16 protein-coding genes and 1 tRNA gene are annotated in these 18,550 nt (G+C 63.8%); all 17 read right to left on the minus strand.

From position 1 onward, the window contains the following. Positions 1-32: 32 nt before the first annotated feature. A tRNA-Leu gene (locus ACX80T_RS10890) sits at positions 33-108 on the minus strand. Between the two features lie 190 nt (positions 109-298). Then, positions 299-1,735: an NAD(P)/FAD-dependent oxidoreductase gene (locus ACX80T_RS10895; RefSeq protein WP_116778923.1), complete on the minus strand. Its 1,437-nt coding sequence runs from the start codon at positions 1,733-1,735 to the stop codon at positions 299-301. A 78-nt stretch (positions 1,736-1,813) separates the two neighbouring features. Beyond that, positions 1,814-3,262 carry a S8 family serine peptidase gene (locus ACX80T_RS10900; RefSeq protein ID WP_459304418.1) on the minus strand — a complete coding sequence of 483 codons (1,449 nt, stop codon included), beginning with the start codon at positions 3,260-3,262 and terminating at the stop codon, positions 1,814-1,816. Continuing rightward, on the minus strand, positions 3,259-4,227 hold the full coding sequence (locus ACX80T_RS10905) for a Ppx/GppA phosphatase family protein (protein WP_116778921.1): 969 nt from the start codon (positions 4,225-4,227) through the stop codon (positions 3,259-3,261). Before ACX80T_RS10905 ends, ACX80T_RS10900 begins: the two co-directional genes overlap by 4 nt. Next, a complete protein-coding gene (locus tag ACX80T_RS10910) occupies positions 4,224-4,970 on the minus strand; it encodes a DUF501 domain-containing protein (RefSeq protein ID WP_459304419.1) in 747 nt (248 codons plus the stop codon). The genes ACX80T_RS10905 and ACX80T_RS10910 overlap by 4 nt, the downstream gene beginning before the upstream one ends. Positions 4,971-5,066: 96 nt before the next feature. Then, the gene (locus tag ACX80T_RS10915) at positions 5,067-5,792 is read right to left on the minus strand and encodes an FtsB family cell division protein (protein ID WP_459304420.1); all 726 of its coding nucleotides are present in this window, start codon (positions 5,790-5,792) and stop codon (positions 5,067-5,069) included. A gap of 82 nt (positions 5,793-5,874) precedes the next feature. Beyond that, on the minus strand, positions 5,875-7,155 hold the full coding sequence (gene eno / locus ACX80T_RS10920) for a phosphopyruvate hydratase (protein ID WP_019483678.1): 1,281 nt from the start codon (positions 7,153-7,155) through the stop codon (positions 5,875-5,877). Positions 7,156-7,187: 32 nt separating this feature from the next. Next, positions 7,188-7,979 (minus strand): MazG nucleotide pyrophosphohydrolase domain-containing protein, encoded by a 792-nt coding sequence (locus ACX80T_RS10925; RefSeq protein WP_459304421.1) that lies wholly within the window; start codon positions 7,977-7,979, stop codon positions 7,188-7,190. Beyond that, positions 7,972-9,108 (minus strand): adenosine deaminase, encoded by a 1,137-nt coding sequence (locus tag ACX80T_RS10930; RefSeq protein WP_019483680.1) that lies wholly within the window; start codon positions 9,106-9,108, stop codon positions 7,972-7,974. Before ACX80T_RS10930 ends, ACX80T_RS10925 begins: the two co-directional genes overlap by 8 nt. 67 nt (positions 9,109-9,175) lie before the next feature. After that, entirely contained in the window at positions 9,176-9,814 is a 639-nt protein-coding gene (locus tag ACX80T_RS10935) for a DedA family protein (RefSeq protein WP_459304468.1), read from the minus strand. Positions 9,815-10,182: 368 nt separating this feature from the next. Beyond that, complete coding sequence (locus ACX80T_RS10940) at positions 10,183-11,475, minus strand: thymidine phosphorylase (protein WP_116778917.1); 1,293 nt, start codon at positions 11,473-11,475, stop codon at positions 10,183-10,185. Between the two features lie 59 nt (positions 11,476-11,534). Beyond that, entirely contained in the window at positions 11,535-11,951 is a 417-nt protein-coding gene (locus ACX80T_RS10945) for a cytidine deaminase (protein WP_019483683.1), read from the minus strand. Then, a complete protein-coding gene (locus ACX80T_RS10950; RefSeq protein ID WP_116778916.1) occupies positions 11,948-13,234 on the minus strand; it encodes an ABC transporter permease in 1,287 nt (428 codons plus the stop codon). The genes ACX80T_RS10945 and ACX80T_RS10950 overlap by 4 nt, the downstream gene beginning before the upstream one ends. Further along, positions 13,231-14,475 carry an ABC transporter permease gene (locus ACX80T_RS10955; RefSeq protein ID WP_019483685.1) on the minus strand — a complete coding sequence of 415 codons (1,245 nt, stop codon included), beginning with the start codon at positions 14,473-14,475 and terminating at the stop codon, positions 13,231-13,233. Before ACX80T_RS10955 ends, ACX80T_RS10950 begins: the two co-directional genes overlap by 4 nt. Next, positions 14,472-16,007 (minus strand): ABC transporter ATP-binding protein, encoded by a 1,536-nt coding sequence (locus ACX80T_RS10960; protein ID WP_459304422.1) that lies wholly within the window; start codon positions 16,005-16,007, stop codon positions 14,472-14,474. Before ACX80T_RS10960 ends, ACX80T_RS10955 begins: the two co-directional genes overlap by 4 nt. 163 nt (positions 16,008-16,170) lie before the next feature. Then, positions 16,171-17,301: a BMP family lipoprotein gene (locus ACX80T_RS10965; RefSeq protein WP_116778913.1), complete on the minus strand. Its 1,131-nt coding sequence runs from the start codon at positions 17,299-17,301 to the stop codon at positions 16,171-16,173. Positions 17,302-17,501: 200 nt separating this feature from the next. Beyond that, the gene (locus ACX80T_RS10970) at positions 17,502-18,545 is read right to left on the minus strand and encodes an LLM class flavin-dependent oxidoreductase (protein WP_459304423.1); all 1,044 of its coding nucleotides are present in this window, start codon (positions 18,543-18,545) and stop codon (positions 17,502-17,504) included. Positions 18,546-18,550: the final 5 nt, after the last annotated feature.

Below are 18,550 nucleotides of genomic sequence, written 5' to 3' on the forward strand. Positions count from 1 at the left end.
GCCGGAGTTTCGCGTTCGCCCACGCGGCTTGTTGGTGCCCCAGGTCAGACTCGAACTGACACTGAACAGATTTTAAGTCTGGTGCCTCTGCCATTGGGCTACTGGGGCGTGACGGGCTGAATCGTCGTCTCTAGCCTACGTGATCGTTGCACCACACGTGGTCCGAGCGGAGCCAATCCATCCCGGCGACTGGTCACGTCACTGCGGGTCGGTCCGCCACACGCTCCCCGTTAAAAGGTGACGGCGGCACCCGCTCCAGGAGCCGGTGCCGCCGTTAATTCCAGTCAGTCAGCTGAACCTATTTCCTGGCAGGCTCACTATAGGAATCGCTTTTCGCTGCACCGGCGCTGGAGGGAGCTTCATCCTTCTTCGGCGGCGGCGTCGCGGCCTCACGGAACTGACGCTTGGGCGTCTGCAAATCCATCAGCTGGGTGGTGTCCCGTCCGAAGACGAAGCTCAGAATCCAGTTGAAGACCACTCGGAACTTACGCTCGAACATCGGCATCGCCATCCCGTGATAGCCACGGTGAGCCAACCACGCGGGGAGTCCTCGCATGCCGAAGCCCATGATGTTGGCAACACCCTTGTACTGCCCGAAGCCAGCCACAGCACCGAGGTTTTTGTGCTTGTATTCCTTGACCCTGCCGACGCCGTTGTTCTGCGCGTAGATGTTCTTCGCGAGGAGTTTGGCCTGGCGCACAGCGTGTTGGGCGTTGGGAACGCAGAATCCGCCGACGCCGCCGCCGGTGAGGTCCGGAACTGCTGCGACATCGCCTGCAGTCCAGGCACCCTCAAGGGGTCCATCGTCGCCGGTGATCCGCAGTTCGGCGTTGGCGCGAATACGGCCACGCTCGTCGATCGGGAAGTCAGAGGACCTGACCATCGGGTTGGCCTGAACCCCAGCGGTCCAGATCAGGGTGTCAGTCTCGAACTCGTCCGCTGGAGTCTTGTCCGGCATATTGATCAGCTTCAGCCGGCCATCCACCGCGCTAGCCAACGAGGTATTCAACTTGACCTGAATTCCTCGGGACCTTAGGTGGGCGACCACCCACACCGCCTGGGATTCAGTTACCTCGGGCATGATCCGTCCCATGGCTTCCACCAGGACGAACCTCAGGTCCGAGTGCTCAAGCCGGTCGTTTTTCTTGACCGCCGCCCGGGCCATGTCCTCGATTTCGGTGATGGTTTCAATACCGGCGAATCCGCCGCCAACCACAACGAAGGTCAGGGCACGGTCGCGCTCCGGTCCGGCCGCCATCAGCGAGCCGGTCTCGATCCGCTCCAGCATCTGGTTGCGCAGTGCGACAGCTTCCTCGATGGTTTTCAGGCCGATCCCCTGGTCCTTCAACCCTTCAATGGGGAAGGTCCGGGTGATGGAACCGGCGGCGACGACGACATCGCGGTAGGTCAACTCGAACGGTTCGCTACCGTCAGCCGGGGCGACCGTTGCAGTACGGCGGGCGTGGTCGATGCCGGTGACCTTGCCGGTGATCAACTCGGTCTGCTTGAGGTGGGTGCGGTGCGAAACCACGGCGTGGCGGGCTTCAATGTTGCCACCGGCCACCTCGGGGAGGAACGGCTGGTACGTCATGTAGGGCAGCGGGTCCACCAGGGTGACAATGCCACCGTGGGACCTGATCTTCTTCTGTAACTTGTGGGCCACATAGAGACCTACGTAGCCGCCACCGACTACAAGAATGCGCGGACGATCGGAGAACTGTTGATTCAGTGCCATGCCTCGATGGTACCGGACTTTGTGAAAAAGTTCACTAAGTTTACGTTGAGCCTTGAGCCCGGCCAACAGGATCAGTGTCTAGGGCCGAGGTTCGGCGGCCGCTTCCAAAGAATCCGTGTCGGTATTCTCGTCCATCGGGTTGGACAAAGCGGCCCTCCGCGCACGGACGACTGCGAAGGTCCCAGCGGCAAGGACCACCACTATCAGGCCGCCAAAACCCAGCACGATCGACGCGGGAAGCCCGCCGGAGGTGCCAGTGCCATCTTCGGCCACCGGCACCTCCGGCTCGGGGATATCGGCCGCCGTGGGTTTGCTGGCTGGAGCATCGGCCTCGGGTGGGGGTGCTGGAGCTCCCCTGCGGTAGATCTCGATATACTCGGCCATCGAACCCAGGAGGTTTTCCTCGGGGACGGCAATCTCGGCATTAACCGCCGCTACCACGTCGAGGATCCCGTAGCCGTAGATAGTGTCGCGTTCCTCGCCCTCGGCGCCGGCCTCCTGGGCCGTCAACAAAATCCGGTTGACGACCTGGGCCGCGGAGAGGTCAGGGTACTTCGAACGGATCAGCGCGGCGGTTCCAGCGACCAGAGGCGCAGCTCCCGAGCTGCCCGACCAGTCGGCGTACACCCCACCCGGCAGGGCTCCCACCAGGTTCTCGGCAGGAGCAGCGACCCCGATACTGATTCCCTCGGACGAGGATTCGCGGCTCGCTTCGCCCTCCCGGTCCAGACCAGCGACGGCAAGAACGCCCGGCATGGTCGCCGGAGCACCCACCTGCAGGGAGCCTCCCGCACGGTTACCCGCGGCGGCGACGATGACGACGTCGTTTTGCTCGGCGTAAAGGAAGGCCTCGTCCCAGCTCTCCGGCCAGGTCGGTGAGGTGCTTCCAAGCGACATGTTGATCACCTGGGCTCCGTTGTCCACCGCCCAGCGCACAGCGTTCGGGATCTGGGCGTCGATACTGATGCCCGCTGGATTGGGTCCCTTGGTTTCGCCTTCAATCCAGACGGACACGGCCAACAGCTCTGACTCAGGTGCCACTCCGACAATCCCGTCCGATCCCCGACCGTAGGTATCGGGGCCGGACGTAGCGACCGGTTCGGGCGACGGCGACTCGTCAGCGGCATCTTCGTCATCGGATGGTGAGGGGCTGGGCGGAGGATCGGGCAGGTGCCCGCGCCCGGCCAGCAGGCTGGCGACGAGAGTGCCGTGCTCAGCAACCTCGCCGATGCCGAGCTGACCGTCGGGTTGCCCCGACCCCGAAACGTCGCTGCCGCCTACCACCACTCCCTCAAGATCGGGATGTGAACCGTCGACGCCGCTGTCGATGACAGCGACCCGGACTCCCTCGCCCTTGGTGGTTTCCCAGGCTTCGACGATCCCGTAGTCTTCCAGCCAGTATTCGCGTTCCCGCAGGTCATCTGCCTGAGCCGGGAGGGCAGGAAGGAGTGCTGCTGCGACAGCCACACCGAGCAGGCAAGCCGTGGCTCGCAACCGGGAGCCGAAAGCTCCGCTGGGGTTGGTCACTGGGTGGTTTTCCTGTTCTGGCTGAGGGCAATTCCGTCAAGAATATCGTGCTCGCTGGCGACAGAGGTTTTCACCCTGCCCCCGGTGGCATCGGCAAGGTGGGCGGTGATGGTGCGCCAAATCAATGCTCCGGCACCGATCACATCCACCCGGCCCGGGTGCATGTACGGCAGGGCGGCGCGGGATTCCCTGCTCATTGCCAGCAGCTCGGTGGAGGCCCGCCAGACCCGCTCCTGGTCCAGTTCTGCGCCATGAATGTCCGCCGAGCTGTACCCCGGCAGGTCCAACGCATGAGCGGTGATGGTGGTGATGGTTCCTGCCACCCCTATCAGCCGGCTGACCCGGTCAAATGGCACGTCCTGTGAAGCCTCGGCGATCAGGCGTCGGACCTCGGTTTCCATGGTCGCGATCTCCTGAGCAGTGGGCGGGTCTGCGGCCAGGTAGCGCTCAGTGAATCGCACGCACCCCATATCCATGCTGCGTGAGGCCGTCACCCCTGCAGAAGTGCCGAGGACGAATTCGGTGCTTCCGCCGCCCAGATCGACGACGAGCGCCAGCGACTCATCGGCCGGGGAGGCCGCCGCGGGAAGCACGCTCAGCGCACCATCGAATGACAGTGCGGCTTCTTCAGCCCCGCTGACCACTTCCGGCGCTACCCCCAGCAGTGCGCTAATGCCCGAGGTGAATTCTTCGCGGTTCTCGGCATCCCTGGTCGCCGAGGTGGCGACGAACCGTATCCGGTCGGCTCCGTGCAGACCGATAAGTTCAGCGTATTCGCGGACCGCGGTGAGGGTGCGTTCGAGCGCGGCCGCGGACAACCGCCCGGTGGTATCCACTCCCTCTCCAAGCCTGACCACGCGCATGAGACGCACGACGTCGGTGAGTGACCTGCCGTCGTCGTCCACGTCAGCGATCAGCAGTCGGATGGAATTGGTGCCGCAATCGATGGCGGCTGTGCGGATCATGGTTTCTCCGGCGTGTTTGCGTCGGTGCCGGTGGGTGCTGGGCCGGTGGGTGCTGGGCCGGTGGGTGCTGTGCCGGTGGGGGCCGTCGTCGCTTCAGCCGCGTCGGCAGCCGCACGACGCGAGGCGCGTTTCGCGTCGATTTCCTCTGGGCTGAGGTTCTGGGTGCGGGTGTGCCGGCTGAGTTCGCGGTCCGGCGCCGATCCGGCCGTGTCCCAGGCACCGGAGCAGTAGCAGGTGTTCCGGGTCCACCACTGGGCAATACCTTCAACCGCTTCGTCGCCGAGCGGGTTGACACCTGGGCCGGCCGCCAGCGAGTGTCCCACCAGGACGTGGAGGCATTTGACCCGGGTGGGCATTCCGCCGGCTGACACGCCGTCGATCTCCGGAACAGGACCCGTCCCTGACCGGTCGCCGATGGCTTTACGGACACGAAGGTACTGCTCGTGTGCCGACTGGTACTTCTCGGCGAGTCCCGGGTCGTGTTCAAGCCGTGTCGTCATCTCGGCCATCAAGCCCGACGCTTCAAGGCGGGAGACCGCAGCAGTGATCACCGGATGCGTCAGGTAGTAGGTGGTGGGAAAGGGGATGCCGTTGGATAGCCGGGGGGCGGTGGTCGCCACCAGCGGGTTGCCGCAGACACAGCGAGCACCAATTTCGACGACGTCGCGCACGGGACGGCCAAGTTGGCGGCTGAGGGTTTCCAGATCGGATGTGGTCAGCTCGGTGCCGGGTGCAGCGTCCATATCGGGGCCCAACCTTTCGTGGTTGAAGTTCGTGGAGGGAGATGAGGTGCGGTGTTCCGGGACCTGCACCGGGAATGATGAGCGCGGGTGCGGGCGCTAGGAGTCTGTTGCAGACCGCTCAATGGAGTCCCAGAGCGCATCGACCCAGGGGAGATCCTGCGGGGCGTCGCCGGAGGAGCCGACTGCTTCTTCGCCTGGTTCGGTGTCGCCGACCACCACATAGCGGGTCTCACCGGGCATTACCAGGAAAATTCGTTCGCGGGCCTGGGCCTTGATATAGGCGGGGTCCTCCCAGCGGGCGAGCTGCCGCTGGGATTCCAGTTGGGTTTCCTCCAGGGCGGCAATCTCGTCCCGCAGAGTGTTGAGCTCGCCCTGCTGGAGCAGGTAGGTGCGCACCGATGGCGCCAGGAGGACCGTGATGGTCACCAGCACTACCGCCAGCGCCAGGAGCCGACCGGAGAAGGATTTGGCCGGAATGGGCTTGGCATCCTCGGCCGGCACAATTGCTGGCGCTTCACGCCGGAACGGTTGGCGTGCCCGCCGGATGGTGCCAGCGAGTTGCAGCCGCTGCTTCGCCCGTTCCTCTGACGGGGTCAGAGGTGTTGGCGCCGGACGCGGTGCGGGTCCTGCCGGTTTCCCGGTCGGACCCGCACCGCGTGTAGCCGGTTTGGCTGCGGTGGGCTTGCCTGCACCCGCGACAGGCTTCTTGGGTGTTCGCCGCGCCGTAGGCGTGGCGTGTGTCCCATGCCGGTCGATGGGTGCTGGTGCCGGCGGCGCCTGAGGACCAGCGCTGCGCGGCACCTTGGGGCGGCGGGTAGACATCAAAACTCCTCAAAATCCTCTGTATCGGGACTGGTGGCCTGTGAGCCGTCCCTATTACGAGGGTAGCCGCCGCTGCTGCTAACTAGGCTTTGAAACGCGGGAAGGCGCCTCGCCCTGCGTACCGGGCGGCGTCGTCGAGCTCTTCTTCGATCCGTAGGAGCTGGTTGTACTTCGCCACCCGCTCGGATCGTGCCGGAGCGCCGGTCTTGATCTGGCCGGCGTTGGTTGCGACGCAGATATCAGCAATCGTCGTGTCCTCGGTTTCACCTGACCGGTGCGAGGTAATGGTGGTGTAGCCAGCACGCTGCGCCATGGAGATCGCATCGAGGGTCTCGGTCAGTGTTCCAATCTGGTTGACCTTGACCAGCAGCGAGTTGGCGGTATCTGCTTCGATGCCGCGGGCGAGACGCACTGGGTTGGTGACGAAGAGATCGTCGCCAACCAGCTGAACCTTTGAGCCGACCTGTTCGGTGAGGGCTTTCCACCCGTCCCAGTCTTCTTCATCCAGGGGGTCCTCGATGGAAACCAACGGGTAGTCGCGCACCAGTTCACCGTAGTAGGTGTTCATGTCGGCGGAGGACAACGTCTTCCCCTCGAAGTGGTAGGCGCCGTCCGTGTAGAACTCCGAAGCCGCTACATCCAGTGCGAGGGCAATGTCCTGACCCGGCGTGTAGCCGGCACGCTCGATGGCTGTGGTGATCAGGTCGAGCGCATCGCGGTTGGACGGCAGGTTTGGCGCAAATCCGCCTTCGTCGCCCAACCCGGTGGCAAGGCCCTTTTCCTTGAGCACGGACTTCAGTTCGTGGTAGACCTCAACGCCCCAGCGCAGACCCTCGGAGAAGGATTCGGCGCCCAGGGGAACGATCATGAACTCCTGGATGTCGACGTCGGAGTCGGCGTGGGAGCCGCCGTTCAGGATATTCATCAGCGGAACGGGCAGTACATGGGCGTTGGGGCCGCCGAGGTAACGGTAGAGCGGCAGCTTGGAGGACTCCGCGGCGGCGCGGGCGATGGCCAGGGAAACGCCAAGCATCGAGTTGGCGCCAAGGCTTGACTTGTTCTCTGTGCCGTCGAGGTCAATCATGGCCTGGTCGATGGCCCGCTGGTCGGTGGCATCGAAGCCGAGGAGCGCCGGCTGGATCTGCTCGATCACTGCTTCGACGGCCTGCAGAACACCCTTGCCGAGGTAGCGGGCCTTATCGCCATCACGACGTTCGTTGGCTTCGAAAGCACCGGTGGAAGCACCGGAGGGCACAGCCGCACGGCCGAAGGTGTCGTCGTCGAGCAGTACTTCCACCTCGACGGTGGGGTTGCCGCGGGAATCGAGGATTTCACGCGCGTGGATGGCGTCGATGATGGCCATATATTGCTCCTTTGGTTCTAGGGTGAATAATCTCAAGGCGTCCGGTCAGGGAAAACCTGACCGGTTGATGGGTTCGATCCCAGCCTAGTGGAAACGTCTGTCGCAGCGCCTTTCATGTCCTCCGGAAGACTGGTGCGTGAGCGCTCCTGAAATCGGAGTGCCGCTGAGCGTAGCGCCCGCTCCGGGTCGAGCCCGCTCGCGATGGCTCGCTGCACCACCTCGAGCAACTGCTCCCCCAGTTCGGCTTCGGTTTGCGGTTCGGCGCCCGCCAACGCTGCGGCTGGCTCAGGCAGCGGATCAGCGGCCCGACGCAGGGTTTTGGCCGCCAGAGCCAGAGCGGGAAGGTGCGTGGGTATTCCGTGGAACGGATCAACCCGACCGGGCTCCTCCGCACGCTTGACCTGATGCCAGGTCTCAACGATCGATTCGATCGAGGAGGGAAAGCTCTGCCGCAGCGTTCCGTCGGGCGCGAAGACGTGGGGGTTGCGACGGACCATCTTGCGTGTCAGACCGTCGATCACGTCGGTGAGGTCGAAACGACCGTGCTCCCGCTGCAGTTGGGCGTGGAGTACCACCTGCAGCAACACATCACCCAGTTCCCCGCCCAGGTTGGCCGCTAAGTCAAGACTGGCAGCGCTGCTTGAGGCGTCGTCGAGCGCATCGACCAGCTCATAGCACTCCTCCACCAGATACTCGACGAGTGAAGCATGCGTGAGTTCAGCCATCCAGGGGCAGTGTTCCCGGAGCTGGGCTACCACCTCGACCAGCCGGTCCAGCGGATGCTGGCCTCCTGGCGAGGCGGAGCCCGGCGGCGACTCAGGCATCAGCGCGAAGAAAACCTTCGGTGACGTAGTCGGCAAGCGCCTCGCGGTCTTCGAGTGGCAGGAACGCTGCGTTGACCGCGTTGAGGGTCAGCTCCAGCAGATCGTCCAGGTCATAGTCGAAGGTTTCGGAGAGTAGCTCGAACTCGTCGGTCAGGGTGACACCGCTCATCAGGCGGTTGTCGGTGTTGACGGTCACCTTGAATCCCAGCTGGAACAGCAGGTCGATGGGGTGGCTGGCGATGTCCCCGCCGAACGCTGCGATGGCTCCGGTCTGGAGGTTCGAGGAGGGACACACCTCAAGGACGATGCCGCGGTCGCGTACCCAGGCGGCCACCTGGCCGAGGGTGACGACGCCGAGTTCGGGCTCTTCGCTGTCCTCGTCATATTCAATCTCGATGTCTTCGGCGATCCGGACCCCATGCCCGAGGCGAAGCGCGTGCCCGTGAACCAGGGCGTCAACGATGCTGTCCAGACCAGCGGCCTCGCCAGCGTGGACGGTCACCGGGAACTGGTGTTCTGCCAGGTAGGTGAACGCGTCCTTGAACCGGGACGGCAGGAATCCGTCCTCGGCGCCGGCAATATCGAACCCGACGGCGCCCTTGTCGCGGTGGCGAACGGCCAGTTCAGCGATTTCCTGGCCGCGGTCTGCGTGCCGCATGGCGGTGATCAGCTGACCCACCTGGATGGCCCGGCCGCCGGCAACGATTGCGTCGACGCCCTCGTCGAGGCCCTGCTGGACAGCTTCAACGGCTTCGTCAAGGCTGAGGCCCTTGGCGGTGTGCTGTTCCGGGGCCCAGCGCACCTCACCGTAGACGACGCCGTCGTCGGCCAGGTCCTCAACGAACTCGCGGGCTACGCGGATCAGCCCTTCGCGGGTCTGCATGACAGCGATGGTGTGGTCAAAAGTCTCGAGGTAGCGGACCAGGGAACCGGAGTTGGCTGATTCCCTGAACCATTCGCCCAATGCCACCGGATCGGTGGACGGCAGTTGGTGGCCAACCGCTTCGGCTAGTTCGATGATGGTGGACGGGCGCAGGCCGCCGTCGAGGTGGTCATGCAGGGACACCTTGGGCAGGCTCCGCAGGTCGAAGGAGAGGTCGGTCGCTGGGGAGATTATTGGCTCAGTCACTTCACTTACCTTACGCGAGGTGCTTTGTGGGGACTAGCGCTGAGGCGCCCGTTCAGGCACGGCACCGTTACTTGCTGTCCGAGGGAACCCTGGCCGGCTCAGGACGCATCGGCGTTGAGCCGCGGACCGCTGCAATGATGCGGTCCACAACGATCCCGAGAATGACGGCGATCCCGATGGCTACCATGACGCCGAGCAGATGATTGTGCTCGAACCAGGAGCCAGCGAGGACGCCAATGCCGACCGAGTAGGTCGACCACACCACCGCCGAGAGTGCGGTGAGCCCAACAAAGCTTCGACGTGAATACCCGGTGGCCCCCGCCGTGAGGTTCACCGCCACCCGCCCGATGGGGATGAACCGTGCCACAAGGATCAGTGAGGCAGCGCGCTTTTGCAGCTCATATCCGGCCCAGGCAAAGGAGCGTTGCATACGGGCCGAGCGCATCCAACGAAACCGTCGGGTGCCGATCGCTTTTCCCATCGCGTACGCAATGTTGTCGCCGATGAACGCCCCGAGACCCGCCGAAATTATCAGGAACCAGGGGTTGGGAACACCCTGGGTGAGCACTAGTGAGGCGAGCCCGACAACCACCGATTCGCTGGGGAAGGGCGGGAAGAACCCGTCGACGGTGCAGCAGATGAACACCAGGAGGTAGACCCAGGGTTGCTCGGCGGTGCTGAGGATGAAGGTGCTGACCGCGTTCAGGGCTGTGATGACAGCGTCCATGTTCGATCTACCCCCTTATCCGCCCTCGCTGACTGTCCGACAGTTATCACGATGCCATCCGTCGAGGGTCGCCGCCATGGGTGGATCCCCTGACACAACCCCTGTTTCCCTCAGGGCTGAGGCCGGTTGTGTCAGGGCCCGGTTGTGTCAATGCCAGGTTGGTCGGGCCAAGTTGTTCGGGCCAAGTTGTTCGGGCCAGGTTGTTCGGTCGCCGTGATACCTCAACGTTAGGGCGAGGAGGTCCCGGACCGCGTCGCCCGTTCGGCTGATCTTTGGGCTGCCCGCATCCACCTACAGGGGGACATCACCGCCAGGACAGTCCGGCGGCGGCGCGCTCGGCGCGGCTGTTACGCCTCGGCGATACGGTCCAGGATCAGCTGATAATTGGGCCTGGATCCTTCGGGCGCAATGACGACGGCGCCGTCGAGCGCCTCGCGTGCCCGATCGAACTTCTCGGGGGTATCGGTCAGCAGGGTCATCAGCGGCTCGCCAGCCCGCACCAGCGCACCGGGCTTGGCGTGCATCCGGATTCCGGCCCCTGCCTGCACTGCATCTTCCTTACGGGCACGTCCCGCCCCGAGGCGCCAGGCGGCAACCCCAACGGACAGCGCATCCAGTTCCACCAGAACCCCGTCAGCGGGAGCAAAGATAGTCTCGGATTCCTTGGCTACCGGCAGGGTTGCGCGGGGATCGCCGCCCTGGGCTTCGATCATTTTGTTCCACACGTCCATGGCACGCCCGTCCTGCAGCGCGGCGGCCGGATCCGCGTCCTTCACCCCGGCGCAGGCAAGCATTTCCTCCGCAAGTCTGACGGTCAGTTCGACGACGTCCTGCGGGCCGCCGCCGGCCAGCACCTCAACGGATTCCTCAACCTCGATGGCGTTGCCTGCGGTGAGGCCCAGTGGGGTCGCCATGTTCGTGAGCAACGCAACGGTGTTGACGCCCGCGTCCTGGCCCAGGGCGACCATGGTGCGCGCCAGCTCGCGGGCCTGCTCCAGATTCTTCATGAACGCGCCGCTACCGACCTTGACGTCGAGCACCAGCGACCCTGTGCCTTCGGCGATTTTCTTGCTCATGATTGAGGAGGCAATAAGCGGGATCGCTTCGACCGTACCCGTCACGTCACGCAGCGCGTAGAGCTTCTTGTCGGCGGGCGCCAGACCGGCTCCCGCAGCGCAGATCACGGCTCCGACGTCGGCCAGTTGGCGCATCATTTCGTCGTTTGTCAGGTCGGCGCGCCAGCCGGGGATGGACTCCAGCTTGTCCAGGGTGCCCCCGGTGTGGCCCAGTCCACGCCCCGAGAGCTGCGGGACTGCTACCCCGAAGACCGCGACCAGGGGTGCCAGTGGGAGCGTGATCTTGTCGCCGACGCCGCCCGTCGAGTGTTTGTCGCTGGTGGCTTTGCCGAGCGACGAGAAGTCCATCCGCTCACCGGAGGCGATCATCGCCGTCGTCCACTGGCTGATTTCCTCACGGTTCATGCCGTTAAGGAGGATCGCCATGTTGAGGGCGGCCATTTGCTCATCGGCGATGGCACCGCGGGTGTACGCGTCGATGGTCCAGTCGATCTGCGCCGGGCTGAGGGTGCCTTTGTCCCGCTTGATCCGGATGATGTCGACGGCGTCGAACTGCTCAGACATGAGTGGGGGTGTCCTTTACTTCATAAGTCTTGGTGGGCATGGGATCCGCTGGGTGGGTTTCAGGCAAGGTGCTCGGGGCCGAACGCGTCGGGGAGCACCTCATCCATGGTCTTGATGCCGCTGACCGTCAGGAGCAACATTCCGGGCGCCCGGAACTCGTACAGGAGCTGCCGGCAGCGCCCGCAGGGCATCAGGGTGTTGCCGTCGCCGTCAACACAGCTGAATGCGACGAGCTTGCCGCCGCCGGTCATTTGCAGTTGGCTCACCAGTGAGCACTCAGCGCAGAGGGTCAACCCGTAGGAGGCGTTCTCTACATTGCACCCGGAGACGATACGCCCGTCATCGGTCAGGGCTGCTGCACCGACCGGGAACTTGGAGTACGGCACATAGGCGCGGCGCATCGCTTCGGTTGCGGCCTGGGTGAGCTGGTCCCAGGGAATCCGGTCCGGTTCAGGGGCCGTCGAGGTCACGATCACTCCTTCATGTACGGGGTGCCGCTGGCTGCCGGAGGCCGGGAACGTCCGACGAGTCCAGCGACGGCGAGAATGGTGACAATGTACGGGAGCATGGCCATGAACTGGCTCGGCACTGACGTGCCGACGATGGATAGCACGTACTGCAGGTTGGTGAAGAAGCCGAAGAGGAGTGCCGCGAAGAACGCTCCGATTGGGTTCCACCGCCCAAAGATCAGTGCGGCCAGGGCAATATAGCCGGCGCCCGCCGTCATATCCCTGGAGAAAGCACTCACGGAGACGAGGGTGAAGAAGGCTCCACCGAACCCGGCCACTGCTCCGCCGAGCAACACGTTCCAGAATCGGGTCGAGTTGACCTTGATGCCCATGGTGTCCGCTGCCTGCGGGTGCTCGCCGACGGCCCTCACGCGCAGCCCCCACTTGGTGTGGAAGAGACCGATGTAGATCACAATCACTGCCACATACATGAGGTAGCCGACGATGCTCTGCTTGAACAGGATCGCACCGATGATCGGAAGTTCGGAGAGTAGCGGGATGCTGATGTCCGGCAAGCTGGGCGGCGAGTTGAACGCGCCGGGGTCGCGGCTCAGGAGAGTCGAGGCGAGGAACCCGGTGAGGCCCGAAACCAGCACGTTCAAAACCACGCCGACAATGATCTGGTTCACGAAATACTTGATGCTGAACACCGCGAGGACCAGGGAAACCATGGTTCCGGCGAAAGCAGCGGCGATCAGCCCCACGTAGGCGTTGCCGGAGATCGAGGCTGCTACTGCCGCCGCAAACGCGCCGGACAGCAGTTGACCCTCGATCGCAATGTTCACTACCCCCACGCGTTCACACAGGACACCCGAGAGGGAGCCGAAGATCAGCGGAATGGCGAGGGTGACCGACCCCGCGATCAGGCCGGACAGCGAGATGCTGGGAGTGTTGGCGCTTCCCACCACCCAGGTGAGGAAACCGATCATGAACAGCACACCGTAGATGATCGGGATCCACTTGTTGAGCTTTCGGCCGTTCCTGACCTGCAGGAACGCGTAGACCGCGAGCAGTGTCAGTGCGACGGCGGTGAACCAACCCACCGCTGTTGCGGGCAACGCGACATCGGCCAGCCGGAACCGGTCCGAATCGTCGGAGATACGGAAGACCGCCGTCTGGGCGGGGCTACCCGCGGCAAACACCAGCAGGGCGACCAGGGCGCCGATACCGAACCCGATGGGCGCTTTCCAGTTCCTCACTGTTGCGCCTGGCGCCTGCTTCTTGGGCCGCGCTTCTGTTGCGGTGCTCACGCCAGGCCTCCAGCTGCAGTTGGGGTGGTGATGTCCTCGGACCGGTCAGGCTTGTTGGACTTCTTTTTCTTCTTTTTCTGGTCGATCCTGAAGATGGCTTTGATCAGGGGCGGCGCCGCAATGAACAGCACGATCAGTGACTGCACCACCAGGACAATGTCGATGGGGGTGCCGGTCTGGGTCTGCATCTGGACCCCGCCGGCGCGGAACGCGCCGAACAGCAACCCGGCGAAGAAGACGCCCCAGGGGTGGGACCGGCCCAGCAGCGCGACGGTGATCGCGTCGAAGCCGAAGCTGGCGGCGATACCGCCTGTGAGGACCTTCTCGGTGCCAGCGACCTGGGCGACGCCGGCAAGTCCTGCAAGCCCGCCGGCGAGCATCATGACCACGACGTACCCTTTGGTCACACTGATACCGGCGGTACGGGCGGCGTGCGGGTTGGCGCCGACCGCACGGAGTTCGAACCCGGTGGTTGAGCGGTTCAGCAGCCACCACACGCCGTAGGTCGCGGCAATTGCGACGAGGAAACCGAGATGCAATCGGTAGCCGGATCCCAGGATCAGCGGGAACATTGCCGAGTCATCGAGTCGGGGGCTGATGGGGTTGGACGACCCGGGGTTCTGGAAGGCCGGTGTGAATAGCAGGTAGGCCACCAGGTACACGGCAACATAGTTGAGCATGATGGTGACAATCACCTCGTGGGCACCGGTGCGGGCCTTGAGAATGCCCGGGATGAAACCCCACAGGGCACCACCAATGAACCCGGCGAGCACTGCTATCAACAGGTGAATACCTGGCGGCAGTTCGAGGGTGAAACCTACCCAGGCCGCGAAGGTCGCGCCGATGATGATCTGGCCCTGGGCACCGATGTTGAACAGTCCGGTGCGGAACGCGATGGCCACGCCGAGGCCGGCGAGGATCAGCGGGGTCGCGACGGTGAGTGTTTCGGTGAATGGCCGGATCGATGCGGCCAAGGTATCGGCACGAGGGTTGAACACGGCGCCCTGGAACAGGGCAATGTAGGCACCGCTGGCCGCTTCCCAGGCCGCCGAGAGCATGTCGCCGGGGCGGCTGAAGAAGTACGACGACGTCTCGGCGACCCGCTCGTCAGTCACTGCGATGAGTAGCCCACCGAGCACGATCGACAGCACTACCGACAGCAGTGCCACCAGTGTACTTCCGCCCATGAGCCGGTGCAGGACGCTGCGTGAGGCATCGCCGGATTGCGACTGTGAACTCATTTTTTCTCCTCCGCGGACTGGCCAAACGCCTCGTCCGCCGTCATGCCGGCCATCATCAATCCGAGGATGTCACGAGTGGTGTCTCCGGGGACCACACCCATCAGCTTTCCGCGATGCAGCACGGCGATTCGGTCAGCCAGTTCACTGATTTCGTCGAGCTCGGTGGACACGATCATCACCGGGGTGCCGCCGTCGCGCTCCTGGACAATGCGCTTATGCAGGAACTCGATGGAACCGACGTCAACGCCGCGGGTGGGCTGGGAAGCGATGAACAGGTGCAGTGGCCGTGAAAGTTCGCGTGCCAGCACCACCTTTTGCTGGTTTCCGCCTGACAGCGTGCCCACAGCTGAGTCGGCTGACTGGGTACGCACGTCATATTCTTCGATCTTCGCTGTGGCGTTGGCCTGCACCACCGCGGGTTTCATGGCCAGGCCCTTCGCGAAGGGGGGTTCGTTGTACCAGTTGAGGATCAGGTTCTCGGCTACGGAGAAACTCCCGACCAGCCCGTCGACCGTGCGGTCCTCGGGAACGAAGCCGACGCCCTGCCTGATCACCTGGCTGGCTTTCATCCCGATCAGCTCGGTGCCCTTGAGCGTGATTGAGCCGCTGGTATGGGACTGCAGGCCCATAATCGCTTCGGTCAGTTCGGTCTGCCCATTGCCCTGGACGCCCGCGACGGCGAGGATCTCTCCTTCGGCGATGTCGAACGTGACGTCGTCGACCAGGCGTTGCCCGGTGGCGGACAGGACCGTGAGGTTCCGGACCTGGAAGGTGCGTTCTCCCGGGGTCGCTGGTGCCTTGTTAAGGCTCAGGCTGACCTGGCGGCCGACCATCATGTTCGCGAGGTCGGTGGTGCTGGTGCTCGGTGCAACGCTGCTCACCACCGCGCCGCGACGGATCACGGTGATCACGTCGGAGACGGCGCGGACCTCCCGCAACTTGTGCGAGATGAACACAATGGCTGTGCCAGCAGCCTTCAGCTGCCCGATGATTTCAATGAGTTCGTCGGTTTCCTGGGGGGTCAGGACTGCTGTGGGTTCATCGAGGATCAGGATGCTCGCGTTGCGAACGAGGGCCTTGATGATCTCGACCCGCTGCTGGACGCCGACGGGGAGGTCCTCGATCAGGGCGTCGGGGTCGACGTCGAACCCGTACCGTTCGGAGATGTCCCGGATCTTGGCACGGGTTTTCTCCAGATCGAGGATCCCACCGGCGCGGGTGAACTCGTCCCCCAACGCCACATTCTCGGCGACGGTGAAGACCGGGACCAGCATGAAGTGCTGGTGCACCATGCCGATTCCCGCGGCCATCGCATCGCCCGGACCATTGAAGGTCACTTCCTTGCCGTCGAGCAGAATGCTGCCTTCGGTAGGTTCGTAAAGTCCATAGAGGACATTCATCAGAGTGGACTTGCCTGCGCCATTTTCGCCCAGCAGGCAGTGCACTTCGCCCGGTTTGACGATCAGATCGATGGAGTCGTTGGCCACCAGGGTGCCAAACCTCTTTGTTATTCCCTGCAGTTCGAGCAGCAACGGACTCCAACCACCTGTTCTGGGTCAGGACCAGATAACAGCGGAGGGAGCCGCTGAACTGGTCGTTAAGATTTCGCTGGTCACCAGCCTAAACGCAAAACGCGCCACCGGTCCGTGTGCGGTATATCCTCACGCGGAGCGGCGGCGCGTTATGCCAGAGCTGTTACTGCTGTGGGCTGGCTTCAGATTCCACAACGATGTCCCCTGAAATGATGCCGGCTTCGATCTCTTCCAACTCGGCCATCAGTTCCTCGGACACGGCGTCCTCCTGATCGTGGAATGGCGCGAGGGCCACGCCACCGTTTTCCAAGGTGCCAACGTACGGGGTGTTGTCGAAGCTGTCATCAACGTCGGTGCTGATAACTTCTTCAACTGCCTCGCCCATGAGCTTCATGACCGAGGTCAGGATGTACTCGTTACCGGCGTTGACGGTCAGGAATCCGTCGGAGTCAACCCAGATCACCTTGGCGTCGGCGCCGTCGGCGTTGGCTTCCTCGACTGCTTCAATGGTGCCTGCACCAACAGGACCGGCGACCGGCATGATGATGTCGGCGCCTTCGTTGATGAAGTTTTCGGTGTTGGTCTTGCCGTTGGCGAGGGACTCGAAGTCGCCGGTGAAGGTGCCGGTCTGAGCTTCCTTGTCCCAGCCGAGTAGCTGGACGTCGGCGTCCTTCTGCTCGTTGTAGTAGGCAACGCCATCTGCGAAACCGTCCATAAAGATGGTGACGGTCGGGATCTGGATGCCGCCGTAGGTGGCTACAGTTCCGGTCTCGGTGGTGCCAGCGGCCGTGTAGCCGGCGAGGAAGGCGGCCTGGGCCGTGTCGTAGATGATCGGCTTGACGTTCGGCAGCTCGATCTGGTTGTCATCGACGATGGCGAAGTTGGTGTCAGGGTTTGCCTCGGCTGCCTCGGCGGTGGTTGCTGAGAGGAGGAATCCGACGGTGACGATCATGTCGCAACCCTCGGTGACCATCGAGTTGACGTTGGGGCCGAAGTCAGTCTCGGCCTGCGACTCGGCCTGGCGGACCTCAATGCCGAGGTTTTCCTGGGCAGCGGTGATGCCCTCGTAGCTGGACTGGTTGAACGACTCGTCGTCGAAACCGCCCTGGTCAGAGACGATGCAACCGGTGTAGTCGATCGAGGCTGCAGTTGCTTCGGCACTCTCATCCGAGCCTGCGGTGTCTTCAGGTGCCGCGCCGCAACCTGCGAGCAGCAGTGCCGAAACACCAAGCATCGCGGCTGAAAGGGCCGTCTTGTTGTTGAGGCGCGTAGTGGTGCGCTGTGAGTTCTTCAAAATTCCTCCAGAAAGAAATGGGCCCCACGGCTGAAGACCTCAATGAGTGACCGCCCGTTACCACGCGAACGTGTGCAGAGCTCTGTTTTCACTGATTTTTCGTAGGCACTGGGCCCGTGCCGGGGCCGGCACGATATGAGCATACTCTAGCGGCGTGCCGGCCTCGCACCTACCAAATCAGGCGACGGAAATCACATTGTTCAGGATTTGTTACCAACGGGTATTGCGTTGGAAACACTCTCGGACCACGCGGCGCTCAGCGCCTCCAACGAGGAGATCCGGGAGGCGACGTCGTACGTGGTTCCGGTGACCATCAGCTCGTTCACCCCAGTGCGCTGGACCAGGTCATCGAGGCGTTGGACCACCTGTGCCGGTGTGCCCACTGCCTTGATGGCCGGGAGATGATCGAGCACCATAAGTTCCTGGTCCGTGAGAACGCGGGCTGCGGCGGCTTCAGGGGAGACGATCGGGCCCAGCTGCCCGGAACGGAGAGCCAACGCCATGATCCGGGCGGGGCCGGCCAGGTATTGCGCTTCCTCCTCGGTGTCGGCGGTGAGCGCCGACGTGGCCAGCATGGAGTGCGGCTCATCGAGGACCGGGGAGGGCTGGAAGTTGGACCGGTAGAGGTTCATGATGGCTGCCGGGTCCTCGTTGCCGAAGTGATGGGCGTAGCTGTACCGGACGCCGAGCATGCCGGCGAGCTGCGCGGAATATCCGCTGGAGCCCAGCAGCCAGACCTCGGGGGAACTGGTTGCCGACGGCGTTGCAACCAGATTCAGCGCCTGATCCGGCGATCGGTGGTCGCCGAGCAGGCTCATTACCTGGAGGACGTGCTGGGGGAACTCTTCCACGCCAAGACCACCGGCTTGCCGCCGCAGCGCCATCGCCGTGACCTGATCCGTGCCGGGGGCCCTGCCGATGCCCAGGTCAATGCGGTTCGGGTAGAGCGCTTCGAGCAGCGCGAACTGCTCGGCGACGACAAATGGCGCATGGTTGGGGAGCATCACTCCCCCGGAGCCGAGCCGGATCCGCTCGGTCCTTGACGCCAGATGCGCCATCAGGACGGGCGGGGAGGTGGACGCAACGGCAGGCATGTTGTGGTGTTCGGCAACCCAGAAGCGCCTGAACCCCAACCGGTCGGCTGCCTGCGCAAGGGTGGTGCTGTCGGCTAGTGCCTGCCCGGAGGACTTTCCGACGCCCACTGTGGCGAGATCGAGGACTGACAGGGGCGGACGGGTATTCACTGATG

The organism is Arthrobacter sp. Sr33, from assembly GCF_054511195.1.

Excerpts from the sequence above, each read along its gene's own strand:
- ACX80T_RS10895 (WP_116778923.1), bottom strand. The coding sequence starts at position 1,735 with ATGGCACTGAATCAACAGTTCTCCGATCGTCCGCGCATTCTTGTAGTC.
- ACX80T_RS10905 (WP_116778921.1), bottom strand. The coding sequence starts at position 4,227 with ATGATCCGCACAGCCGCCATCGATTGCGGCACCAATTCCATCCGACTG.
- ACX80T_RS10910 (WP_459304419.1), bottom strand. The coding sequence starts at position 4,970 with ATGGACGCTGCACCCGGCACCGAGCTGACCACATCCGATCTGGAAACC.
- ACX80T_RS10915 (WP_459304420.1), bottom strand. The coding sequence starts at position 5,792 with ATGTCTACCCGCCGCCCCAAGGTGCCGCGCAGCGCTGGTCCTCAGGCG.
- eno (WP_019483678.1), bottom strand. The coding sequence starts at position 7,155 with ATGGCCATCATCGACGCCATCCACGCGCGTGAAATCCTCGATTCCCGC.
- ACX80T_RS10925 (WP_459304421.1), bottom strand. The coding sequence starts at position 7,979 with ATGCCTGAGTCGCCGCCGGGCTCCGCCTCGCCAGGAGGCCAGCATCCG.
- ACX80T_RS10940 (WP_116778917.1), bottom strand. The coding sequence starts at position 11,475 with ATGTCTGAGCAGTTCGACGCCGTCGACATCATCCGGATCAAGCGGGAC.
- ACX80T_RS10955 (WP_019483685.1), bottom strand. The coding sequence starts at position 14,475 with ATGAGTTCACAGTCGCAATCCGGCGATGCCTCACGCAGCGTCCTGCAC.